This is a genomic window from Bacillus sp. NS1 (assembly GCF_058248265.1).
The window spans coordinates 760,644-784,285 of record NZ_JBZAZF010000001.1; the positions used below are offsets into that span (position 1 = coordinate 760,644).

Genomic DNA, 23,642 nt, shown 5'->3' on the forward strand with positions numbered 1-23,642 from the left:
CCTCCCGGAAAGGGAGGATTTTTTTAAGGAATCATCCAGCTGAACACATGATGCTGCAAAAAGGTGATGATACAAACGAGCAGCAGCAAAAACAGGCTGTGCTTAATCGTAAAGCGGAAAAGATCTGACTCTTTTCCGGCGAGTCCCACCGCAGCACAAGCCACCGCAATTGACTGCGGCGAAATCATTTTTCCCGTGACACCGCCTGAAGAGTTGGCGGCGACAGACAGTACGGGGTCCATGCCGACCGATAACGCGGTGACTTTCTGCAGGTTGCCGAACAGCAGGTTGGCAGACGTATCCGAGCCGGTAATGAAGACGCCGAGCCAGCCGAGAACAGGCGAAAAAAAGGTAAACATCGAACCTGTCAGTGCGAGTGTCATCCCGAGTGTCGTGCTCATTCCCGAGGAGTTGGTGACATAGGCGAAACCAACGACAGAAGCGATGGTCAGAATCGGAAACTTTAACTCTTGAATCGTTTCTTTAAAAACAGCTCCCCAGTCTTTCCACGAAATGGCCGTGATGAATTTTGACAGCACAGCGGCAATCAATATCGCGGTGCCGGCCGAACCAAGCACTTCAAGCTTGTAAACCGCTTCAATCGGCGCGCCGTCAGCATTGACAATTTGATTGTTCAAAAAAGGCACACCAGGGGCGAAAGTCAGTTTTTCGCCTACTGCATTCAGCCACTTCAAGAAAACAGCAGTCCCTTCATAATGCCCGGTCAGCGCGGATTTGACAGATGGAATGCCCCATACAGAAATCATCACCGTCAGCAGCAGAAATGGCGACCATGCCTTAAAAATCTGTCCGCCGCTGTACACTGGCGCTGCCGGATTCGTTTTCGCCGTTTCAATAGCGGCGGCCGATTCCTGTTCACTGGCAAACCGGAATGTTGATTTCGGCTTCCACCATTTCAAAAACACAGCAAGCGCAGCCATCGAAACAAGTGCCGACAAAACATCCGGCAGCTCAGGTCCTAAGAAATTGGAACTGAGGTATTGAACAACAGCAAAGGAAACACCGGAAACGAGAATCGCAGGCCAGACCTCAAAGGCTTTCCTGAACCCACTCATGATGATGATTAAATAAAGAGGAATAAATACAGATAAAAACGGCAGCTGCCGCCCTACCATTTGTGAAATGTCCATCGCCGGAATTCCTGTCGGCCCTTCTACGGCTGTAATCGGAATCCCAATCGCGCCAAAGGCGACCGGTGCCGTATTGGCGATCAAACAGATTCCCGCTGCATAAAGAGGGTTAAAGCCGAGGCCAACCAGCAGCGCGGCAGAAATGGCGACCGGTGCTCCAAAGCCGGCGGCTCCTTCTAAAAAAGCCCCGAATGAGAAAGCGATCAGGAGCGCCTGAAGCCGGCGGTCATCTGTAATCGAGAGAACAGAACTGCGAATGATATCAAACTGTCCCGTTTTCACAGTGATTTTATACAAAAAAACAGACGTCACAATGATCCAGCCGATCGGCAAAATTCCGTATACGGCTCCCTGTGTGGCGGACATCAGCGCTTTTTCCGCCGGCATTCGATAAACCAATACAGCAATAATAAGTGCGATCCCCAATGTGGACAAGCCCGCTGTATACCCCTTCATCCGTTTAATCGCTAGCGCCCAAAAAAAGAAAATAATCGGTACAAGTGCGGCAAGCGCTGATAAAAGCAAATTTCCCCCTATAGGCGTAAATGCCTGTGTCCATTGCATCCCAAACCCCTCCTTGAAACATAAACTGGCGTTACATGTAAGCGGTTTCTATAGATGATATGATCATCTGATGACTGGGTAATAAGACCAGTTACCTAGCATTATATTTTGAAAAAAATTAAAGTACAAGACTTTTTGACAAAATTGTCAAAATCTTTTGGCGTCCCCAAAAACAGAGTATAATAGATCGTAAACAGCCAGACCTACAAGTTACGGGGTGAATTGCGTTGAAATACAAACAGATTAAAACAAAGAAAATATATGAAGAAGTGGCGGATGCACTATTAGATATGATCAAAAACGGCGAATTGAAGCCAGGAGATAAATTAGACTCCGTTCAGGCGCTTTCCGAAAGCTTTCAAGTCAGCCGCTCAGCGGTACGCGAAGCACTTTCCGCGCTAAAAGCGATGGGGCTTGTCGAAATGAAACAGGGAGAAGGCACATACCTGAAAGAATTTGAGCTCAATCAAATTTCTCAGCCGCTCTCAGCCGCCCTTCTCATGAAAAAAGAGGACGTCAAGCAGCTTCTCGAGGTCAGAAAACTGCTTGAAATCGGCGTGGCGTCATTAGCTGCTGAAAAAAGGACAGAAGCTGATCTCGAAAGAATTCATGCTGCGTTAAAGGAAATGGGCAGCATTGAAACGGATGGGGAGCTGGGCGAGAAAGCTGACTTTGCATTCCATCTGGCGTTAGCTGACGCTTCCCAAAATGAACTTCTTAAACACTTGATGAACCACGTGTCATCATTGCTGCTTGAAACGATGAGAGAAACACGGAAAATCTGGCTGTTTTCCAAGAAGACCTCAGTTCAGCGGCTGTATGAGGAGCATGAACGGATTTACAATGCCGTGGCTGCCCAGAACGGTGCGCAGGCTGAAGCCGCCATGCTGGCGCATCTAACGAATGTGGAAGATGTGCTTTCGGGATATTTCGAGGAAAATGTGCAATAACCAACTCATTTCCCGGGCAATTCCGCAAGTGCCGCACGATACGAACAACCGAGACTGAGCCGCAAATGGTTCAGTCTTTTTACATGACGCAGCAAGGGCTTTGTGCACTTGACATTTACGGAAAAGAAAGTAAAATATTTTACTAAAATGAACAGCAAGCTGAATAATGGAGGCAGATGCAATGGCGACAATTAAGGATATCGCGCAGGAAGCAGGTTTTTCAATTTCAACCGTTTCCCGCGTTTTAAATAACGATGAAAGCCTCTCTGTTCCTGACGAGACACGGGAGAAAATTTATGAAGCGGCTGAAAAGCTCAATTACCGAAAGAAAACAGTGAGGCCGCTAGTGAAACATATTGCCTTTTTATATTGGCTGACAGATAAAGAAGAATTAGAAGATGTCTATTTTAAAACGATGAGATTAGAAGTAGAGAAACTGGCGAAGGCATTCAATGTAGACATGACCACCTACAAAATTTCGGACGGTATCGAAAGCATCCCTGCACATACTGAAGGATTTATAGCTGTTGGGACATTTTCTGACGAAGAGCTGGCTTTCCTCAGAAATCTCACTGAAAACGGCGTGTTTATCGATTCAACTCCTGATCCCGATCATTTTGACTCAGTAAGGCCTGATTTAGCTCAAATGACCAAGAAGACGGTAAACATCCTGAGCGAGAAAGGGCATAAGAGCATCGGTTTTATCGGCGGAACATACAAAAATCCGAACACCAATCAGGATGAAATGGACATTCGTGAACAAACTTTCAGATCCTATATGAGAGAAAAAGGCATGCTGGACGAGCGTTATATTTTCTGTCATCGCGGGTTTTCTGTAGAAAATGGCTACCGCTTGATGACAGCTGCGATAGACATGTTAGGCGATCAGCTTCCGACTGCTTTTTTGATCGCAGCAGACCCGATTGCAGTAGGCTGTCTGCAAGCCCTGAACGAAAAAGGAATTGCCATACCGAACAGGGTAAGCGTTGTAAGCATCAACAACATCAGCTTCGCAAAGTATGTCTCGCCCCCTCTGACGACGTTTCATATTGATATACATGAATTATGTAAAAATGCTGTTGAAATGCTGCTTGAACAAGTGCAGGACAAGAGAAGAACGGTAAAAACATTATATGTGGGCGCGGAACTAATCGTCAGAAAGAGTATGAATTAAGAATGGCTTAGGAGACTAAGTCATTTTTTAATTGAGTAAAAAAATTTACTGATAAGAGTAAATAGTTTGTTTACACATTTTCTCAGCCGTGCTATATTATTTTTGAAGCGCTTTCATTCGAAACGAAAGGGTGACAATCAATGAAAATGGCACTAAAGTATTCCGCACTCATGCTCTGCGCGGCTGTCAGTTTATCTTTGGCGGCTTGCGGCCCAAAGGAAAGCAGCAGCGCCCAATCAAGTTCAAAAGGGTCGGAGCTTGTCGTGTGGGAGGATAAGGAAAAGAGCATCGGCATTAAAGACGCCGTGGCTGCGTTTGAAAAAGAGCATGATGTGAAGGTCAAAGTCGTTGAAAAACCATATGCCAAGCAGATTGAAGATTTGCGGATGGACGGACCGGCCGGAACGGGGCCTGACGTGTTAACGATGCCAGGTGACCAAATCGGAACGGCTGTTACGGAAGGATTACTTAAGGAATTACATGTCGAAAAGAGCGTTCAATCGCTTTATACTGACGCTTCCATTCAGTCTCAAATGGTAGATCAAAAGCTTTATGGGCTGCCTAAAGCGGTCGAGACGACAGTGCTTTTTTACAACAAAGATCTCATTTCAGAAAAGGAATTGCCGCAAACGCTGGAAGAGTGGTACGACTATTCCAAAAAGACTGCTGATGGAAGCGAATTTGGCTTTTTGGCCCTCTTCGATCAAATTTATTACGCAGAAAGTGTGATGAGCGGGTACGGCGGATATATCTTCGGAAAGGACAAAGACGGCAGCTATGACCCATCAGACATCGGAATCAATAATGAAGGCGCTGTCAAAGGCGCTGCACTGATTCAGAAGTTTTACAAAGATGGCTTATTCCCGGCAGGCATTATTGGAGAACAAGGGATTAATGTGTTGGAATCGCTGTTCACAGAAGGAAAAGCTGCCGCGATTATCTCAGGCCCGTGGAATGTAGAAGCCTTTTCGAAAGCAGGAATCAATTATGGCATAACAAAACTGCCGAAGCTGGAAAATGGGAAAAACATGAGTGCCTTTATCGGCGTCAAAAGCTACAACGTCAGTGCGTTTTCAAAGAATGCGGAGCTGGCGGAAGAATTAGCTGTTTTCCTGGCAAACGAAAAAAATTCTAAAACACGATATGAACAAACGAAAGAAGTCCCTGCTGTGAAATCCTTAGCCGATGACCCGGCTATTATGAAAAGCGAGGCAGCACGGGCTGTTACTGAACAATCCCGCTTCTCAGAGCTGACGCCAAATATTCCGGAAATGAATGAAATATGGACGCCGGCTGATTCAGCATTGCAGACGGTTGCAACAGGAAAAGCGGATCCAAAACAGGCATTAGATCAAGCTGCTGAAACGGCAAAAGGACAAATCAAGGCAAAGCGCACAGCGGAAAATAAAGAGAAAGCTAGATTTGTATGGTAAGAGAGGTGAAAACGGTGCAGCATCGTCAAATCGCTTTGTTGCTGTCTATCATCCCGGGGCTCGGGCAATTCTATAACAAGCAATGGATAAAAGGTTTTGTTTTTCTATTCTTAGGCGCATCGTTTTTTGCAGTCTTTGGAGATCTGCTCAATATGGGGTTTTGGGGAATCTTTACACTGGGAACAGAAGTGCCGCGGGATAATTCCGTGTTTCTGCTGGCGGAAGGAATTATCGCTGTAATCGTGACCTGCTTTGGCCTTGCGGTGTATTATGTGAATCTTCGCGATGCGTTTCAAAGCGGAAAACAGCGCGATGAAAACAAGCCATTGAGCTCCCTCAAGGAACAATACCAACATATTATTTCTCATGGCTACCCTTATGTCGTCAGCGGCCCATCTTTGTTTATTTTAATCTTCGCTGTAATCTTCCCCATTTTATTCAGCTTTGCACTAGCGTTTACAAACTATGATTTGTATCATTCTCCTCCTGCTAAATTAATTGATTGGGTCGGTTTTCAAACCTTCTCAAACATCTTCACAGTTGATATTTGGAGGTCGACTTTTTTTGATGTACTGGCTTGGACGGTGGTTTGGACACTTGCCGCATCCACATTGCAAGTCAGTTTGGGGATTTTTCTCGCGATTATTGTCAATCAGAAAGACCTTCGTTTTAAACGCTTTTTCCGGACGATTCTCATTTTGCCATGGGCCGTTCCCGGATTTGTTACGATTTTAATTTTTGCTGGGCTGTTTAATGACAGCTTCGGTGCGATGAATCACGACATCTTGGCTTTCTTCGGCATAGAGCCTCTTCCGTGGATGACAGATGCCAATTGGTCGAGACTTGCGCTGATTCTCATGCAGGGCTGGCTCGGGTTTCCGTACATCTTTCTCGTCTCAACAGGCATCTTGCAGTCTATCCCGGACGATCTGTATGAAGCAGCCACGATTGATGGCGCTTCAGTTTTCGCAAAGCTGAGATACATCACACTTCCAATGGTGTTCATTGCCATGGCTCCGATTATCATTACTCAGTTTACGTTTAATTTTAATAACTTTAATATTATCTATCTATTCAATGGCGGCGGTCCGGCTGTAACCGGATCAACTGCCGGCGGGACAGATATCCTTGTTTCGTGGATTTATAAATTGACAATGCAGTCCAGCCAATATTCACTTGCCGCGGCTTTAACCATTTTATTATCTGTGTTTGTCATCTCCATCGCTTTGTGGCAGTTCAGACAGACGAAGTCTTTTAAAGAGGGGGCATGAGGCATGCTGGCAGATATGAAGGTCAGAAAATATATCCGTCTCCTTCTCTCTTATTTGTTGTTAGCCTGTATGGCGGTCATCATTGTTTATCCTCTCCTTTGGACGGCAGGCGCAAGTTTTAACCCCGGCAATAGCTTGATCAGTACATCCATCATTCCAAAGCATCCGACATTCGACCATTACAAGGAATTATTTGCGGGCAAAGAAAGCCTTCAATATGTGCAGTGGTATATCAACTCAATGAAGATCAGCCTGTTTACGATGGTAGGGTCTTTAATCTGTGTGACGTTTACAGCCTATGCGTTTTCACGCTTTCGATTTAAAGGGAGGAAATACGCATTAACCCTCTTTTTATTGCTGCAAATGATTCCTCAGTTTTCGGCTTTAATTGCCTTGTTTGTATTGGCGCAAATCTTAGGAATGATCAATAGCCACTGGCTGTTAATCTTGCTTTATATCGGAGGGCTGATCCCGATGAATACGTATTTGATGAAAGGGTACATGGATTCCATTCCGATGGATTTAGACGAAAGCGCCAAGATTGACGGGGCCAGCAGCACAAGAATCTTCCTCCAGATCATTTTGCCATTATCAAAACCGATGGCGGCAGTGGTTGCTATGAACGGCTTTACCGGACCGCTAGGAGATTTTGTGCTGTCTTCAACGATATTGAGAACGCCTGAATCATATACTTTGCCAGTCGGTCTATTCAATTTAGTGAATGATGTCATGGGGGCCAGCTATACGACATTTGCAGCCGGAGCCCTGCTTATCAGCATACCGGTAGCCATCATCTTTATCATGCTGCAAAAGCATTTTGTGTCCGGTTTAACCGCAGGGGGAACGAAAGGGTAAGAGAATAAGGAGGAGAATGTGATGTCAAAGCTTGAAAAAACGCACGTAACAGAAGCAAAATTTATGCTCCACGGAGGAGACTACAATCCTGATCAGTGGCTGGATCGGCCCGATATTTTAGCCGATGATATCAAGCTGATGAAGCTTTCTCATACGAATACGTTTTCTGTCGGCATTTTTGCATGGAGCGCGCTTGAGCCGGAGGAGGGCGTGTATCAATTTGAATGGCTTGATGATATTTTTGAGCGGATTTACAGCATAGGAGGCCGGGTCATATTGGCAACGCCAAGTGGAGCCCGTCCTGCCTGGCTGTCGCAAACCTATCCTGAAGTTTTGCGTGTCAATGCTTCACGAGTCAAACAGCTGCATGGCGGAAGGCATAACCACTGCATCACATCAAAGGCATATCGTGAAAAAACGCGGCACATCAATCGGTTATTAGCAGAACGATACGGCAATCATCCGGCGCTGTTAATGTGGCATATTTCAAATGAATACGGAGGAGAGTGCCATTGCGAACAATGCCAGCATGCTTTCAGGGTGTGGCTGAAATCGAAATATGACAACAGCCTCAAGGCATTGAACCACGCGTGGTGGACTCCTTTTTGGAGCCATACATTCAATGACTGGTCACAAATTGAAAGCCCTTCGCCGATCGGTGAAAATGGTTTGCACGGCCTGAACTTAGACTGGCGCCGGTTCGTCACAGATCAAACGATTTCGTTTTATGAAAATGAAATCATTCCGCTGAGAGAACTGACGCCTGATATCCCTATCACAACGAACTTTATGGCTGACACACCGGATTTGATTCCGTATCAGGGGCTCGATTACAGCAAATTTGCGAAGCATGTCGATGTCATCAGCTGGGACGCTTATCCGGTCTGGCACAATGACTGGGAAAGCACAGCTGATTTGGCGATGAAGGTCGGCTTCATCAATGACCTGTATCGCAGTCTGAAGCAGCAGCCTTTCTTATTAATGGAGTGTACGCCAAGCGCGGTCAATTGGCATAATGTCAACAAGGCGAAGCGTCCGGGCATGAATCTGCTGTCGTCCATGCAGATGATTGCCCACGGTTCGGACAGCGTTCTCTATTTCCAATACCGTAAATCACGCGGGTCATCAGAAAAGTTGCACGGGGCAGTAGTGGATCATGACAATAGCCCGAAGAACCGGGTCTTTCAAGAAGTCGCCAAAGTCGGCGAAACATTAGAACAGTTGTCCGAAGTTGTCGGAACGAAGAGGCCGGCTGAAACCGCTATATTATATGACTGGGAAAATCATTGGGCGCTCGAGGATGCTCAGGGGTTTGCGAAGGCGACTAAACGTTATGCGCAAACACTTCAGCAGCATTACCGCACGTTCTGGGAACACGATATCCCTGTAGACGTCATCACAAAAGAACAAGATTTTTCATCATATAAGCTCTTGATCGTCCCGATGCTTTACTTAATCAGCGAAGACACCATTTCCCGTTTAAAAGCGTTTACGGCTAACGGGGGCACTTTAGTCATGACGTATATCAGCGGAATTGTAAACGAACATGACTTAACGTACACAGGCGGATGGCATCCGGATTTGCAAGCTATTTTCGGAATGGAGCCTCTTGAAACCGACACGCTGTATCCGAAGGATCGAAATGCTGTCAGCTATCGCAGCCAAACATATGAAATGAAGGATTATGCAACGGTGATCGATGTAAAGACCGCATCAACAGAAGCGGTGTATCAAGAAGATTTTTATGCGCGTACGCCAGCGGTGACAAGCCACCAATATCAGCAGGGCAAGGCGTATTTTATCGGTGCGCGTTTGGAGGATCAATTTCAGCGGGATTTCTATGAAGGACTCATTACAGACCTGTCTCTTTCTCCTGTTTTTCCGGTTCGGCATGGAAAAGGCGTCTCCGTACAAGCGAGGCAGGATCAGCACAATGATTATATTTTCGTCATGAATTTTACCGAAGAGAAGCAGCTGGTCACGTTTGATCAGAGTGTGAAGGATATGATGACAGGAGAAATATTATCAGGCGACCTGACGTTGGGAAAATATGAAGTGAGAATCGTCGTACACACACATTAGGCTAATGCTCCGCTCGATATGGGCGGATTCTTTTTCTAACATATTTGTAAACGCCTACTTTAGAGTGAGGGGTGGAATGATGAGGAGCAGAGTGAAAATGTTCTTTGCGGCTGCCATCGTGTGGAGTGTATTCAGTTCAACGGGATATGCCGCTGCCATTGAGGGGGAGAAACATGTGCCAGAGCTTCGGACAGACGATCTTTTCGTTAAAAAAGTAGAGGGTATGAACAAAGATTTTATCAAAGGGGCAGATGTGTCCAGCGTTATTGCCTTAGAAAACAGCGGTGTCACCTTTTACAATACAAACGGAAAACGCCAGGACATTTTTACAACCTTAAAACAAGCTGGCGTCAACTATGTTCGCGTCCGCATCTGGAATGACCCGTATGATTCAAACGGCAATGGGTATGGAGGGGGAAACAATGATGTTCAAAAAGCCATTGAAATCGGAAAAAGAGCCACAGCGAATGGCATGAAGGTGCTGGCCGACTTTCATTATTCTGATTTCTGGGCCGATCCTGCGAAGCAGAAGGTACCTAAAGCTTGGGCGAATCTCAGCTTTGACGCCAAAAAAACAAAGCTCTATGAGTATACGAAACAAAGTCTGCGAAAGATGATCAAGGAAGGCGTTGACATCGGTATGGTTCAGGTCGGAAATGAAACGACAGGGGCATTTGCAGGCGAAACTGATTGGGTGAAAATGAGCCAATTATTTAATGAAGGAAGCCGAGCGGTCAGGGAGACAGACCCAGGTATATTGGTCGCACTGCATTTTACCAACCCTGAAACGATTGGAAGGTATTCTTTTATTGCAGAAACACTACGTAAAAACAAAGTGGATTATGATGTGTTTGCCAGCTCGTATTATCCTTTCTGGCACGGCACAGTACAGAATTTGACCTCCGTGCTGAAGGCTGTTGCCGATACGTACGGCAAAAAAGTCATGGTGGCGGAGACATCATACACCTATACTGCTGCGGATGGCGATGGGCATGAAAATACAGCGCCAAAAAGCGGGCAAACGCTGCCATATCCAATTTCCGTTCAAGGGCAGGCGAATGCAATAAGAGATGTGATGCAGGCCGTAGTGAATACAGGCACGGCAGGACTTGGTGTTTTCTATTGGGAGCCTGCGTGGATTCCAGTCGGGCCGAAAACGCAGGTAGAGAAAAACAAAGTGTTATGGGAAACATACGGGTCAGGCTGGGCCTCGAGCTATGCTGCTGAATATGACCCTGAAGATGCCGGGAAGTGGTATGGGGGAAGCGCTGTGGATAACCAAGCTTTGTTTGATTTTAACGGACACCCGCTGCCTTCCTTGCTGGTGTTTCAATATGCGGAGTCAGGCCATACCCCGAAGAAGCGCTGAAACATAAAAATCCATGAGATGTAACCAATCTCATGGATCATTTTATTTTAAATCAACTACTATAAAACATTCGTCATCACTTTTATGATGGGCTTCCTTATGATGATATAGTGAAGTAAGGATTTTCTCTTTCAGGTCAGCAATAGGCAAATCGGGATGAGCCTTTAATAAATCAAATAAATAACATGAAGCTGTAGGATCCATCACGCCGTCCGTATACAGAAGGAGCCTTCCGCCATCAATGTATGAAAGGCTGCTTGACTGAAACACCGTGTCTTCAAACATTCCGATCGGAGGCGCGGTAGCGTGCAGCGGATTTTGTGTTCCGCCGGCGCCCTGCCATAATGCCGGCGGATGCCCTGCATTGACATATTCAATTTTTTGCCGGACTGTATCAATCTCAAGATAAATGGCAGTGCAATAATGTCTTGCTTCCTCATCATTTTGAAACAAGCTGTGGAGGTGCCGGTCCAATTCCTTCATGACTTTGACAGGACTGAGACCTTGCGTGATCTGGCGCTGGAACAAAGGATGAAGAGACATCGTAATCATAGCAGATGAAATCCCGTGCCCCATCACATCAAGAATAATAATGCCGTAACGATGTTCATCAATTTGATAAAATCCGTATAGATCACCCGATAACTCACTGGACGCTTTATAATAAGCGTCAATCTGAATCTGATCGTTTACAATCGGTTCAGTCAACGAGTTTTCCTGGATCTTTCTGGCGAGCTCAAGCTCTCTTTTGGTGTTTAATTTAAATTGCTGATTTTGTTTGTTGGTCTCAAGAAGTTCTTCTTGTTTGGCCTTCAGCGTCCCCAAGGCAATTTCTAACTCCTCATTGGCTTTCTGTTTGGCAAGCAAAGCTTCCTGGGCCGCGTTTTTGGCCATCAGCAGCTCATTTTCATATTCATTTCGCTTCCGCATCGGAATCAGAACGCACTCGGTGACAGTTGCTCCGCAATCAGCTCTTACAACAGCATTGACAAGGACGGGAATTTCTTCTCCATCTCTTGTTTTCAGGGAAATGTACATTTCTTCAATGTGCTGCTCCAGTTTCAAGAGCGGAACAAAATAGAGCTGGTAGAAAAGCTGTGCGGAAACGGTCAAGATCGTATCCATATGCTGGCCGATTACCTGTTCCTGATCATATTTTAGGATGTTGAGCAGGGTACGGTTGACCGCTATTATTGAACCCTCTTCTGACAAAGTGAGGAAACCGCATGGTGCATGATTCAATTGTTTGTCCATTAAGAGGGTCACCTCTATCCCTTTCGTTCCTATATTACACGTGTACCTTCAAATAATCGCTGATCAGCTGTATTGTTTCCTCCGGATGGCTCATGTGGGGGCAATGACCGCGAGCCTCCATTTGTTTCAGCCTGCTATCAGGCAGATGTTTATGCATATACTCACCTACTGTTGCAGGGGCAATGATATCATCTGCGCATTGAAGAATAATAGAGGGAACTGTTACCTTCGAAAGATCCTCCCGATGATCAGAAAAAAATGCGGCTTTCGCGAATTGACGGGCAATTACAGGGTCAGTCGAACAAAAACGGCTTTCGAGTTCTTCCCTGATTTCAGGGCGATCTGGCTGATTCAAAACAGTAGCCGCAAATACAGTTGCCCAGCCTATGTAATTTTTCTCCATCATCTCCAGCAAACCAAGGAGCTGCTCCTCCTCAAATCCTCCATAATACTCAGGTGGATCATTCAAATAGCAGGGAGAAGGCCCTACCATCACCATATGGGAAAACAGCTCCGGGCGGCGGATGGAAGCTAGCATGCCAATGACAGCCCCAACAGAGTGCCCCACAAATACGGTCTTTTCCAGATCTAAAGCTTCACAAACATCAAGAACATCTTGGGCATAGCCGTCAAGTGTTCCGTAACGAATCGGATCATATGCGCGTAAATCCGAATTCCCGGAACCGACGTAATCAAATAAAATAACCCGATACTCTTCTTCGAAGGCTGGCGCCACGGCATTCCACACACTTTGATCGCAGCCAAAACCAGGAGCGAAAATGATAGATGCTTTGCCGCTACCACTCACCTTCACATCATTTCGAGACAAAATCGCTTTGTTCATGATTGGCTCCTTTCAGCCGGAAAGTAAAATAAAGTTCAATATGTATATCATACCACTCACCGTTTGAAGAGTGTGTCTTTCTATGAAAGTAAATAGCAGTTTAAAAGAAAGGGGACATCCGGCATAGGCGAGCTGGATGAATTGGAAAATGCAGAGGATGGATTGCCTAGGCACCGGCGGTGAGAAAGAATATGACATTTGTCACTCTGATATCATGACACTCCATACTAACGGCACCTTTTCCGTCATTTTACAATCAAAGTAAGCTATCAGGAGGTGCTCATGTGATGAATGAGATTGTATCAGTAAGAAATGTGACAAAACAATTCCAGCAAAAAACAGCTGTAAACAACATCAGCTTCAGCATTAAAAAAGGAGAGATCACAGCCATTCTAGGGCCGAATGGGGCAGGGAAGACGACCGTCATCTCCATGATACTAGGATTGCTGAAACCGGGTAAGGGGGAAATCAAATTATTCAACCGGATTCCCGATGATCAACAGGTTCACGAAAAAATAGGCGTGATGCTGCAGGAAGTGAGTGTCATGCCGGGGCTGAAGGTGAATGAAATCCTCGAACTCTTCCGGAGCTATTATCCGAATCCGTTGTCCATAATTGAACTCGTATCGCTAACAGCACTCACAGAAAAAGACTTGAAAACACGGGCAGAAAAATTATCCGGCGGACAAAAACGCCGTTTGAGCTTTGCTTTGGCTCTTGCCGGGAACCCGAAGCTGCTAATATTCGATGAACCGACAGTCGGAATGGACACATCATCAAGACATCGGTTCTGGCAGACCATCCATGGACTGGCGGACCAAGGAAAAACGATTATTTTTTCAACTCATTATTTACAGGAAGCAGATGATGCGGCACAGCGAATCTTATTTTTTGCTGATGGAAGGCTTGTGGCAGACGACTCACCAATGCAAATCCGCTCCAGGATTCAAAAACAGTCTGTTTCCTTTATGCTCCATTCAGAAGAATCATTGGAAAGGCTGTCCCGTCACCCGGAAGTAGAGCGAGTGATCCACAAGCAGAAAAGAACCATCATCCAAACATCAAATACAGACAAAGTGTTAGCGCTGATCTTTCAAGAAAACATACATGCACACGATATCCGGATTGAGCAAGGAACGCTCGATGAGGCATTTCGCCAGCTGGCTGACGGAAACAGGGAGGCGATGTGAGTGAACATGCTGCAGAAACAAAGCATAGCTGAAATGAAAAGGGTGCTTAGGAATAAGTACTTTGTGCTTTGGTCGCTGATGATGCCGATTGCCTTTTATTATCTCTTTACCAATGTAGTGAATACCAACGTACCTGATCAACGTACATGGGATGCCCATTACTTAATGTCGATGACAGTCTTCAGTGTGATGGGATCCTCTATCATGACGCTTGGAATCCGTATGGTTCAAGAACGGTCACAAGGCTGGACAGCTTTTATCCGCATTACGCCTCTTCCGGATCATATCTACTTATCAGCTCAGATGATCGGCCAAAGTGTGATTCACGTTTTATCCATTACTGTCATTTTTCTGTTTGGCGCAATCATTAATGACATTGACTTGTCCCCGTTTGAATGGATTATGAGCGGACTGTGGATTTTGTTTGGCGCATTGCCGTTTTTAGCATTAGGCACACTAATCGGGCTTATGAGAAAAGTAGAAACAGCAGCCGGAATCAGTAATGTGCTTTACATGCTGCTGGCTTTAGGCGGGGGCATGTGGATGCCATTTGAGGTCATGCCTGACATGATGCAGAACATTGGCCGATGGCTTCCGTCTTATCACTTCGGGAGCGGTGCGTGGGAACTTGTCCGAGGCGGGGGCCCATCCTGGGAAAATATTCTGATTCTAATCGCTTATTTAATGCTCTTCATGCTACTATCTAAATATATAAGAAGAAAACAAGAAGCGGTGTAATACATGAAACTCTTAACATCCATATTCCCTAGGCAATTCGGGTTTTTCCCCTATATTTTTCTGGTGTATACCATCATGCCGTTTCTTACTTTATTAAGAGAATCAGGCATCAAACAGATGATTGGATATGGCATGCTGATCTTTTTTGTCATGGCATATCGCCAGTTGTTCTGCAGTGTGGACAGAGCTTCGTTTACATATTGGCTTATCGTGCAAATGGCAGTTATTTTGATCTATAGTGTGTTTTACGATATTTCCTATATCTATTTAGGTTTTTTCCCAGCAAACTTTGTTGGTTATTACAAAGAGAAAACAAAGTTTAACCGAGCGTTCTGCGGTTTACTCTTTATGCTGCTTTTTCCATGTTTTTATCAATTTCTCGAGAATTCGGTCACGCTCTGGGAGCTTTTTTCTGTTCTCCCGTTTCTCGTCATCATGCTTATTTCTCCATTCGGAATCCGTTCTTTGTTTCGGAGAATTGAACTCGAAACCAAGCTTGCCCAAGCCAACGAACAGATAAAAGAACTCTCCAAAAGAGAGGAGCGCGTTCGAATCGCCCGTGATCTTCACGATACTCTAGGGCATACTCTGTCGCTGCTGACATTAAAAAGCCAGCTGATTCAGCGGCTGGCAACATCTGATCCAGAACGGACCCGGCTTGAAGCAAAAGAAATGGAAACAAGTTCACGGGCGGCACTCAAGCAGGTTCGTGAGCTGGTTTCTGATATGAGAACGGTCACGATGACAGAAGAGATCGCCAATATTCAGCACATATTAAGAACGGGGAACATTACCTTTCACTATGAAGGGGACGAAGACTTTTCAGCAATATCTCCCGTCACGCAAAATATTATTAGCATGTGTATGCGGGAAGCCGTGACCAATATCATCAAGCACAGCAATGCCACCCACTGCGCTATCACTATTGCCCAGTTCGCTGACAAAATGAGGGTTGTAATACGGGATGACGGAAAGGGAGCGGCAAAGGAGAAAATGTTTGGGAATGGCCTGCGGGGAATGGAAGAACGGCTCATGCTCATTGAAGGGGGATTAACGCTTTCAGCTCATAACGGAACGGTTGTGACATTGACAGTTCCCCTTATAAAAAAAGCAGAATGATAGGGAGGACGAAAAGAATGATTCGTCTGTTTATTGCTGAGGACCAGCGAATGCTTTTAGGCGCTTTGGGATCTCTGCTTGATTTAGAAGAGGATATGACAGTCATCGGACAAGCATTAAACGGGGAAGAGGCACTAAAAGCCATTTTGAAGCTGGACCCTGATGTATGCATCATGGACATTGAAATGCCGGTTCGAAGCGGGCTGGATGTGGCAGAGGAATTAATGCAAAAAGGCTGTGGCAGCAAGGTTATTATTTTAACCACCTTTGCCCGCCCCGGATATTTTGAACGCGCCGTCAAAGCCGGCGTACATGGTTATCTTCTGAAAGACGGCGAAATTGACGATCTGGCCGACGCCATCCGAAAGTGTGTAAAGGGAAAACGGGTCTTCAGCCCGGAGCTGACGTTTAATATGATGCGAGACGAAAATCCGCTCACAGTAAGGGAGCAAGAAATTCTGCGGCTCGCGGCTTTAGGCAAGACAACAAAAGATATTACGCTGGAACTTTATTTATCTCAAGGCACAGTTCGAAACTATATATCAGAAATCATCCAAAAGCTCGATGCGAAAAATCGGACGGAAGCTGCCAGCATTGCTGAGGAAAAAGGATGGATTTAATGAAAACCTGGCTAATTATAGTCAGGTTTTTTTGTTCATCTGGTCATTTATGATTGTGATATTCAGTGTAACTGTATATGATGATATTATACAGTTACACTGAATACTGGAGGCTGCTATATGAAAGAAAATAAACATTTACCGCTGACTGAGACTGTTTACTATGTTCTTTTATCTTTGTTACGTCCTGCTCACGGCTACATCATTATGAAAAATATTGAAAAGCTTAGCGGTGGAAAAGTGAAAATGGCGCCTGGTACTCTTTATGGAGCAATTGAAAACTTATTGAAGCATCAATTGATCAAGCCTTATCCAAGTGAAGATCGCCGCAGAAAAACATATATCATCACTGAACTTGGAAGAAATGTGTTGTCGAAGGACATGGAGAGAATGGAGCAGCTGGTTGACATAACGAGACAGGAATTGAATAAAAAGGGGGAGACCATATGAAAAAATGCAGATATTTTATAGACATAGACAGTGAGGAACAATGGCTAAATAAGATGGCAGGTAAGGGGTATGAATTAAAAGGGAAATGTTTTTTATCCTATTGTTTTTCAGATGAAGCATCCTCTGACAACTCTACCATCAAAATAGACTATCGGACCTTTAAACATCCAGGAGATTTTGCTGATTACCGCACTCTTTTTGAAGACAGCGGATGGAAGCATCTTTTCAGTTCACAAGGCCTGCATTATTTTAGAAGAGAGAACGCATGTGCATCAGACGATATTTTTTCTGATACAGAATCAAAAGCCGATAGATATAAACGCCTATTGCAAACGTACTTTGCACTTTCTTTTCTATTCTTATCCTTTATCCTGGTCCTCTTTACTACCAATGCTTTGACTGCTGATTTATTTATCCGTCCCCAGAGTTTGTATTATACGCCGGGCCTGTGGGATAAGACGGGAGCAGCTTTTATCAGCGCCTTTTTGTTTGAAACACCTTTTGCACTAATGAGAGGGGGAGCGGGCTGGATTGTTCTCCTTAGCGCTCTTAGCTTCTTTTATTTATTTGTGAAAACATATAAAAAATACAGAAAGTGCCTGTATGGCCATTAAAAAGTAATAGTGCCATGAACGTCTGTTCAGTGGAGCAGGCGTTTTTTATTGCCGAGATGTTTAGAAAACCCTTTCCTTCCATTGTCAGAATAGTGTACGATATTCATATAGTTATTTTAACTCAGGTCATCAGATGACCTGATCATATATTGGGGATGAGAGAGGGGTTCATCATGAAAGTCTCACTTTTTGTCACTTGTCTTGTTGATATGTTTCAAACAAATGTCGGAAAAGCAACGGTTGAGCTGCTGGAGCGGCTTGGGTGTGAGGTTGATTTTCCGGAGGGGCAGATCTGCTGCGGCCAGCCGGCTTACAACAGCGGTTACGTGAATGATGCCAAAAAAGCAATGAAACGAATGATTGAAACGTTCCAGGAGTCAGATTATGTCGTCAGTCCATCCGGTTCCTGCACCACAATGTTCAGGGAGTATCCGCACCTGTTTAAAGATGACCCGAAATGGGCGGATAAAGCGCAGAAGCTTGCGGATAAAACGTATGAATTAACGGATTTCATCGTGAACGTCCTCGGGGTGGAGGATGTCGGCGCAACCCTTCATAAAAAAGCAACCTTACATACGTCATGCCATATGACAAGGCTCCTCGGGGTATCGGAGGAGCCGATGAAGCTGCTGAGCCATGTGAAAGGGCTTGAATTCACGCCGCTTCCGGGCAAACACAATTGCTGCGGATTCGGAGGAACATTCTCCGTCAAAATGGCGCAGATCTCTGAACAGATGGTCGATGAAAAAGTCGCGTGCGTCGAGGAAACGGAAGCAGAGGTGCTGATCGGTGCTGACTGCGGCTGTTTGATGAATATCGGGGGACGGCTTGAAAGAAAAGACAAGAATGTCAAAGTGATGCACATCGCCGAAGTGCTCAACAGCAGATAAAACTGGATTCAGAGGGGGAAAGGATCATGGCGATGAAAATCGGTACTGACGCTTTTAAGGAGCGGGTATCACAGGGGATCGATAATGAATTTATGAGAGGCGCTGTTTCAGGTGCACAGGAGCGTCTGCGGACACGGCGCCTTGAAGCAGCCGAAGAGCTGGGAAACTGGGAAGAGTGGCGCTCGTTATCAGAGGAAATCAGGCAGCATGTCCTTGAAAACCTCGATTTCTATCTCGGCCAGCTTGCCGAAAATGTGGCGAAAAGAGGGGGGCATGTCTATTTCGCGGAAACATCGGAAGAGGCGTCTTCTTATATCCGCGATGTCATTCAAAAGAAGAACGGGAAGAAAATCGTGAAATCAAAATCAATGGTCACAGAGGAAATCAATCTGAATGAGGTGCTGGAACAGGAAGGCTGCGAAGTCGTCGAAACCGACCTCGGAGAGTATATTTTGCAGATTGATGATCATGACCCGCCGTCACATATCGTAGCGCCCGCCCTTCATAAAAATAAAGAGCAAATACGCGATGTATTTAAAGAAAGACTGGATTATCAACATACAGAAAAACCGGAAGAGCTAGTGATGCATGCGCGCGCCATCCTCCGGGAAAAGTTTCTGGAGGCGGATATCGGCATTACAGGCTGTAACTTCGCCATCGCTGACACGGGTTCAGTCAGCCTTGTGACCAATGAAGGAAACGGACGGCTTGTGAGCACTTTGCCGAAAACGCAAATCACCGTTATGGGAATGGAGCGGATTGTCCCGTCATTTTCCGAATTTGAAGTGCTTGTCAGCATGCTGACAAGAAGCGCTGTCGGGCAGCGGCTGACAAGTTATATTACGGCTTTGACAGGTCCGAAGCTGGAAGGGGAAGTTGACGGGCCGGAAGAGTTCCATCTTGTCATTGTTGACAATGGCCGGTCCAATATTCTCGGGACGGAATTCCAATCCGTGCTGCAATGTATCCGCTGTGCAGCTTGTATCAATGTCTGTCCTGTGTACCGGCATGTCGGCGGACACTCATACGGCTCCATCTATTCGGGGCCGATCGGAGCGGTTTTATCGCCGCTGCTCGGCGGTTATGACGATTTTAAGGAGCTGCCGTACGCGTCTACATTGTGCGCAGCTTGTTCAGAAGCCTGCCCGGTCAAAATTCCGCTTCATGAGCTGCTTCTCAAGCATCGCCAGAACATCGTCGAAAAAGAAGGAAGAGCGCCGATCAGTGAAAAGCTTGCGATGAAAGCGTTCGGACTTGGTGCGTCCTCTTTGTCGCTTTATAAAATGGGCTCAAAATGGGCGCCGGCAGCCATGACGCCTTTTACAGAGGACGAAAAAATTTCGAAAGGGCCCGGCCCGCTCAAAAGCTGGACACAAATCCGCGACTTCCCGGCACCGCATAAATCGAGATTCAGAGACTGGTTTACAGACAGAGAAACAACTGAACGCACGAAGGAGGAGCAGTGATGACGAAGGGAACCATTCAAAATCAGGAGAGCTTTTTAAACCGGATCGCATCACGCCTGGGCCGTGAAAAAAGAACAGGGGGCGTAGCAGTCCCAGAGTGGGCGCATCAGCCGCAATATCGGACACTTGAAGGATATTCAGCAGATGACTTAGTCACAGTGCTCAAAAACCATTGTGTCAAAATTCATACAGAGCTGATTGAAACGGATTCAACCGGCCTTTACGATGCCCTTCGCGATCAAGTCAGCCGGTTTTCCGGAGGCCCTGTTATTATTCCGAAGGACCCCCGCTTTGAAGCATACGGACTAAAAAGCCTGCTCACCAAAGACTGGCCGAACGATGGAACGCCGGTCTGGGAGTGGGATGCCGCTAAAGGCGAAGAGAATATCAAAAAAGCGGAGCAAGCCAATGTAGGGATTACATTCAGTGAAATCACACTGGCAGAGTCGGGGACGGTTGTTCTCTTTTCCTCAAAAGACATCGGCCGGTCTGTCAGCCTTCTGCCGACGACCTATATTGCGATTGTCCCGAAATCAAGCATCGTGCCGAGAATGACGCAAGCCAGTGATATCATCCGTCAAAGCATTGCGGACGGCGTCACTGTTCCCTCCTGCATCAACTACATTACCGGACCGAGCAACTCAGCAGACATTGAAATGGATTTGGTTGTCGGGGTGCACGGACCTGTAAAAGCCGCATACATTCTCGTCTCTGACCGCTGATCTTAAAAGCCCGGCAGCATATGCCGGGCTTTCTGCTTGAAAAAACTTGAACTTCCAACTTTTTGGCCGATGAGAAGAGTATGACTTGAAAAAGGAGGAAAAGCGATGAAAAAATGGCTGATTCTAGCTGTTTCACTGGCGATTGCGATCGTGCTGTTTATGTATACAAAAACAGAAGCGAAGGCAGCCGGCGTGACATTAGGCTACACGACTGGAGATACGGCCTCATACAATTCTCTTACGAAATATCATACATACATGAATTCCATTGCCACAGATACGTTTGCGTTTGAAAAAAACGGACAAGTCATTGGCGATGCCCCAACTAAGCAGCTGACATATGCGAAAAAGAAAAAAATCAAGACATGGGCTGTCATTTCAAACTATAATGATGCCATTTACGATTTTGACGGAGGTTTAGCGAGTCGAGTCATGAGTAATAAAACAGCGAAAAAACGCTTCATAGATCAGCTAATAGCACTGGCCAAAAAGCACTCATACTACGGTATCAATATCGATTTTGAAGCAGTGAATCCAGAAGACCGATCCAAATACTCACGCTTCATTCAAGATGTCTCGCAGGCTCTTAAAAAGAAACAAATCAAAACAATGGTTTCCGTTCCGGCCAAAAGCGCCGATGATCAAAATGATGACTGGAGCTGGCCGTATGATTATGCAAAAATCGGTAAATATGCGGATTACGTACAGGTGATGACTTACGATGAACACGGCATATGGGGCGAGCCGGGATCAGTGGCGAGCACAAGCTGGATCAAAAGCTCTCTGCAGTTTTCTGTCAAAAAAATCAAAGCCAATAAAGTCATCATGGGAATTCCTGCGTACGGCTATGACTGGGATGTGAAGGACGGAAGCGGCAGCGCAGCGAGAGAATGGAATGAGCTCAAGTCCCTCATCAAAAAGCAGAAAGCAAAGCCGGCATTCAACAAAAAATCAGGTTCGTTGACGTTTTCTTACGTAGACAAAAAGAAGCATAAACATGTCGTGTGGTATGAAAACGAGAAAACCATTCAAACGAAAAGCCATCTGGCAAAGCAATATAAAATAGCAGGTGTCTCAGTTTATGCATTAGGAAACGAATCAGAATCGTTTTGGAAAGCCATTCAAAAAGGGAAAAAATAACAGTTTCTTTTTTTCTGAAGTTATTGACAGGGAATAGAGAAGCACGTATATTATGTTAATATATTCAGATCATAAAATTTAAGTTTTTTTCAGAAAACTAAAACACATAGATTGGGAGCAGTAAAAGAAAGTGATCAGAACAGAGAGCTGCGGGGTGGTGTGACGCGGCCTGATTCTTCTTTGAACTCGCCCGGGAGTGGTAAGACGGAACGGAATAGATTGAATATTCCCCATGTTTTAACGGCTAACCTTCGTTACAGGTCAAAAGCTGGATTCTTTATGAAGAATCAACAAGAGTGGTACCGCGGTCAGCCAAAGGCTCGTCGTCTCTTTATCTATTAGATTAGATAGGAGACGGCGGGCTTTTTTGTTTTTGAAAACGAGAAGGAGAGGTACAAGAGGATGAAAAAGGACAATCAGACGTTAAAACGCACGATGACGTCCCGCCATATTATGATGATGGCGCTGGGCGGAGCAATCGGCGCAGGTTTATTTAAAGGGAGCAGCTCAGCGATTGATCTGGCAGGGCCATCTGTCATTATCGCTTACCTGCTCGGCGGCATTATTTTGCTGTTTATTATGCAGGGGCTCGCGGAAATGGCTGTACGCAACCGAAACGCCAGAACCTTCCGGGATCTTGTTCAGCAGGTATTAGGAAATTACGCTGCTTATTTCTTGGATTGGATATATTGGAAAATGTGGGTGCTTAACATTGCGGCTGAAGCTGTTGTGGCTGCAATCTTTATTCAATATTGGCTGCCGGGCTGTCCGATCTGGGTGCTGGCATTAGGGATTTCCCTTATCGTCACGATTGTGAATTTGCTTTCTGTTAAAATCTTCGCCGAAACCGAATATTGGCTGGCAATGATCAAGATTACCGTTATTATTGTCTTTATTATTTTAGGATTATTGCTCTTATTTGTATCATTCGGTGATCATACAGCTGCCGGGTTTTCAAACCTGACTGAGCACGACGGATTTTTCCCGCATGGCGGCACAGGGCTGATTACGGCAATGCTTGTCGTGATCTACTCTTACGGCGGTACAGAAATTATCGGTGTGACGCTTGCTGAGACAAAGAATCCGGAAAAAGTTGTCCCGAAAGCAGTCCGAAGCACACTGACACGGATTGTCGCGTTCTACCTGCTGCCGTTTTTCATCATCGTCAGCCTGATACCATGGAATCAGGTCAATTCCGTTCCAGAAAGTCCTTTCGTCATGGTCTTTAAAATGGTTGGCATTCCGGGCGCGGATCATATCATGAACGCAGTCATCCTGCTGGCGATCATTTCTTCTATGAATTCAGGTTTATATGGATCATCACGCATTTTATATACACAGGCTACTGACGGAAGGCTTCCGAAGATCTTTTCGAAGCTTTCATCGAAAAACGTGCCGATGTTTGCGATTCTGATGTGCACTTCCTCTCTCTATATTGGCGTATTGATTTCTCTGTTCGCAGGAAGCCAAACGTTTAATTACTTAATGGGATCATTGGGATATACCGTTTTATTCATTTGGCTGATCATCGGATTCGCTCACTTGAAATCGAGAAAAGGGCAAACAGAAACACCAGCCTATTATGTAAAATGGTTCCCGTATTCGACATGGTTTGCGATTCTGGCGTTACTCGCCATTCTGATCGGTGTCATCATGACAACGTCAATTGTCATTACCAGCATTACTGCGGCGATCTACCTTTTGATTACAGTTGCATATTTGGTCAAAGGACGCAAGCACCAGTAA

General features: G+C 45.5%; 21 protein-coding genes and 1 other annotated feature. Of the genes, 18 read left to right on the forward strand and 3 right to left on the reverse strand.

The window, feature by feature from the left end; all coding sequences use genetic code 11:
• Positions 1-23 precede the first annotated feature (23 nt).
• Positions 24-1,715 carry an L-lactate permease LutP gene (gene lutP / locus AC4CV5_RS03805; RefSeq protein ID WP_490922100.1) on the reverse strand — a complete coding sequence of 564 codons (1,692 nt, stop codon included), beginning with the start codon at positions 1,713-1,715 and terminating at the stop codon, positions 24-26.
• Between the two features lie 227 nt (positions 1,716-1,942).
• On the opposite strand from lutP, the gene lutR reads away from it, so the two are divergent.
• The 7 genes from lutR (at position 1,943) to ganB (ending at position 10,849) form a co-directional block, all read left to right on the forward strand.
• Entirely contained in the window at positions 1,943-2,665 is a 723-nt protein-coding gene (gene lutR / locus AC4CV5_RS03810; protein ID WP_166848182.1) for an L-lactate utilization/bacilysin biosynthesis transcriptional regulator LutR, read from the forward strand.
• 181 nt (positions 2,666-2,846) lie between these two features.
• Positions 2,847-3,839, forward strand: a complete 993-nt coding sequence (gene ganR, locus AC4CV5_RS03815; RefSeq protein ID WP_490922101.1) for a galactan degradation operon transcriptional regulator GanR — start codon at positions 2,847-2,849, stop codon at positions 3,837-3,839.
• 140 nt (positions 3,840-3,979) lie between these two features.
• On the forward strand, positions 3,980-5,272 hold the full coding sequence (ganS, locus tag AC4CV5_RS03820) for an arabinogalactan oligomer ABC transporter substrate-binding protein GanS (RefSeq protein WP_490922102.1): 1,293 nt from the start codon (positions 3,980-3,982) through the stop codon (positions 5,270-5,272).
• Positions 5,273-5,286: 14 nt separating this feature from the next.
• Positions 5,287-6,543, forward strand: coding sequence for a galactooligosaccharide ABC transporter permease GanP (gene ganP / locus AC4CV5_RS03825; RefSeq protein WP_166848205.1), 1,257 nt, complete (start codon positions 5,287-5,289; stop codon positions 6,541-6,543).
• Between the two features lie 3 nt (positions 6,544-6,546).
• Positions 6,547-7,398: a galactooligosaccharide ABC transporter permease GanQ gene (gene ganQ / locus AC4CV5_RS03830; RefSeq protein ID WP_166848208.1), complete on the forward strand. Its 852-nt coding sequence runs from the start codon at positions 6,547-6,549 to the stop codon at positions 7,396-7,398.
• An 18-nt stretch (positions 7,399-7,416) separates the two neighbouring features.
• A complete protein-coding gene (gene ganA / locus AC4CV5_RS03835) occupies positions 7,417-9,480 on the forward strand; it encodes a beta-galactosidase GanA (protein ID WP_490922103.1) in 2,064 nt (687 codons plus the stop codon).
• A gap of 79 nt (positions 9,481-9,559) precedes the next feature.
• Positions 9,560-10,849 carry an arabinogalactan endo-beta-1,4-galactanase gene (gene ganB, locus AC4CV5_RS03840; protein WP_490922104.1) on the forward strand — a complete coding sequence of 430 codons (1,290 nt, stop codon included), beginning with the start codon at positions 9,560-9,562 and terminating at the stop codon, positions 10,847-10,849.
• A 42-nt stretch (positions 10,850-10,891) separates the two neighbouring features.
• Here ganB and rsbP read toward each other — a convergent pair whose 3' ends face one another.
• The gene (rsbP, locus tag AC4CV5_RS03845) at positions 10,892-12,103 is read right to left on the reverse strand and encodes a phosphoserine phosphatase RsbP (protein WP_490922105.1); all 1,212 of its coding nucleotides are present in this window, start codon (positions 12,101-12,103) and stop codon (positions 10,892-10,894) included.
• A 34-nt stretch (positions 12,104-12,137) separates the two neighbouring features.
• Entirely contained in the window at positions 12,138-12,947 is an 810-nt protein-coding gene (locus tag AC4CV5_RS03850) for an alpha/beta fold hydrolase (RefSeq protein WP_490922106.1), read from the reverse strand.
• Between the two features lie 284 nt (positions 12,948-13,231).
• Here AC4CV5_RS03850 and AC4CV5_RS03855 point away from each other — a divergent pair, with 284 nt between their 5' ends.
• The 11 genes from AC4CV5_RS03855 (at position 13,232) to AC4CV5_RS03905 (ending at position 23,642) form a co-directional block, all read left to right on the forward strand.
• Complete coding sequence (locus tag AC4CV5_RS03855; RefSeq protein WP_222142052.1) at positions 13,232-14,137, forward strand: ABC transporter ATP-binding protein; 906 nt, start codon at positions 13,232-13,234, stop codon at positions 14,135-14,137.
• Complete coding sequence (locus tag AC4CV5_RS03860; protein ID WP_222142051.1) at positions 14,138-14,875, forward strand: ABC transporter permease; 738 nt, start codon at positions 14,138-14,140, stop codon at positions 14,873-14,875.
• Positions 14,876-14,878: 3 nt separating this feature from the next.
• Complete coding sequence (locus AC4CV5_RS03865; protein WP_222142050.1) at positions 14,879-15,994, forward strand: sensor histidine kinase; 1,116 nt, start codon at positions 14,879-14,881, stop codon at positions 15,992-15,994.
• Between the two features lie 17 nt (positions 15,995-16,011).
• On the forward strand, positions 16,012-16,614 hold the full coding sequence (gene yvfU, locus AC4CV5_RS03870; protein ID WP_166848227.1) for a two-component system response regulator YvfU: 603 nt from the start codon (positions 16,012-16,014) through the stop codon (positions 16,612-16,614).
• Positions 16,615-16,734: 120 nt separating this feature from the next.
• Complete coding sequence (locus tag AC4CV5_RS03875) at positions 16,735-17,064, forward strand: PadR family transcriptional regulator (RefSeq protein ID WP_166848230.1); 330 nt, start codon at positions 16,735-16,737, stop codon at positions 17,062-17,064.
• Positions 17,061-17,678, forward strand: a complete 618-nt coding sequence (locus AC4CV5_RS03880; RefSeq protein ID WP_166848233.1) for a DUF2812 domain-containing protein — start codon at positions 17,061-17,063, stop codon at positions 17,676-17,678. Before AC4CV5_RS03875 ends, AC4CV5_RS03880 begins: the two co-directional genes overlap by 4 nt.
• A 173-nt stretch (positions 17,679-17,851) precedes the next feature.
• Positions 17,852-18,568, forward strand: coding sequence for a lactate utilization iron-sulfur protein LutA (gene lutA, locus AC4CV5_RS03885; RefSeq protein ID WP_166848252.1), 717 nt, complete (start codon positions 17,852-17,854; stop codon positions 18,566-18,568).
• A gap of 26 nt (positions 18,569-18,594) precedes the next feature.
• On the forward strand, positions 18,595-20,034 hold the full coding sequence (gene lutB, locus AC4CV5_RS03890) for a lactate utilization iron-sulfur protein LutB (protein WP_166848275.1): 1,440 nt from the start codon (positions 18,595-18,597) through the stop codon (positions 20,032-20,034).
• The gene (gene lutC / locus AC4CV5_RS03895) at positions 20,034-20,756 is read left to right on the forward strand and encodes a lactate utilization protein LutC (RefSeq protein WP_490922107.1); all 723 of its coding nucleotides are present in this window, start codon (positions 20,034-20,036) and stop codon (positions 20,754-20,756) included. The genes lutB and lutC overlap by 1 nt, the downstream gene beginning before the upstream one ends.
• 105 nt (positions 20,757-20,861) lie before the next feature.
• Positions 20,862-21,896, forward strand: a complete 1,035-nt coding sequence (locus AC4CV5_RS03900; RefSeq protein ID WP_490922108.1) for a glycosyl hydrolase family 18 protein — start codon at positions 20,862-20,864, stop codon at positions 21,894-21,896.
• Positions 21,897-21,994: 98 nt separating this feature from the next.
• Positions 21,995-22,230 (forward strand) — a binding site (T-box leader).
• 68 nt (positions 22,231-22,298) lie between these two features.
• The gene (locus AC4CV5_RS03905; RefSeq protein WP_490922109.1) at positions 22,299-23,642 is read left to right on the forward strand and encodes an amino acid permease; all 1,344 of its coding nucleotides are present in this window, start codon (positions 22,299-22,301) and stop codon (positions 23,640-23,642) included.

Bases quoted from the DNA above. Each gene is read 5' to 3' on its own strand.
- yvfU (WP_166848227.1), top strand. From the start codon at position 16,012: ATGATTCGTCTGTTTATTGCTGAGGACCAGCGAATGCTTTTAGGCGCT.
- AC4CV5_RS03905 (WP_490922109.1), top strand. From the start codon at position 22,299: ATGAAAAAGGACAATCAGACGTTAAAACGCACGATGACGTCCCGCCAT.
- rsbP (WP_490922105.1), bottom strand. From the start codon at position 12,103: ATGGACAAACAATTGAATCATGCACCATGCGGTTTCCTCACTTTGTCA.
- AC4CV5_RS03880 (WP_166848233.1), top strand. From the start codon at position 17,061: ATGAAAAAATGCAGATATTTTATAGACATAGACAGTGAGGAACAATGG.
- ganR (WP_490922101.1), top strand. From the start codon at position 2,847: ATGGCGACAATTAAGGATATCGCGCAGGAAGCAGGTTTTTCAATTTCA.
- lutP (WP_490922100.1), bottom strand. From the start codon at position 1,715: ATGCAATGGACACAGGCATTTACGCCTATAGGGGGAAATTTGCTTTTA.
- ganS (WP_490922102.1), top strand. From the start codon at position 3,980: ATGAAAATGGCACTAAAGTATTCCGCACTCATGCTCTGCGCGGCTGTC.
- ganB (WP_490922104.1), top strand. From the start codon at position 9,560: ATGAGGAGCAGAGTGAAAATGTTCTTTGCGGCTGCCATCGTGTGGAGT.
- AC4CV5_RS03875 (WP_166848230.1), top strand. From the start codon at position 16,735: ATGAAAGAAAATAAACATTTACCGCTGACTGAGACTGTTTACTATGTT.
- AC4CV5_RS03900 (WP_490922108.1), top strand. From the start codon at position 20,862: ATGAAAAAATGGCTGATTCTAGCTGTTTCACTGGCGATTGCGATCGTG.
- lutA (WP_166848252.1), top strand. From the start codon at position 17,852: ATGAAAGTCTCACTTTTTGTCACTTGTCTTGTTGATATGTTTCAAACA.
- lutC (WP_490922107.1), top strand. From the start codon at position 20,034: ATGACGAAGGGAACCATTCAAAATCAGGAGAGCTTTTTAAACCGGATC.
- lutB (WP_166848275.1), top strand. From the start codon at position 18,595: ATGGCGATGAAAATCGGTACTGACGCTTTTAAGGAGCGGGTATCACAG.
- AC4CV5_RS03865 (WP_222142050.1), top strand. From the start codon at position 14,879: ATGAAACTCTTAACATCCATATTCCCTAGGCAATTCGGGTTTTTCCCC.
- ganQ (WP_166848208.1), top strand. From the start codon at position 6,547: ATGCTGGCAGATATGAAGGTCAGAAAATATATCCGTCTCCTTCTCTCT.
- AC4CV5_RS03850 (WP_490922106.1), bottom strand. From the start codon at position 12,947: ATGAACAAAGCGATTTTGTCTCGAAATGATGTGAAGGTGAGTGGTAGC.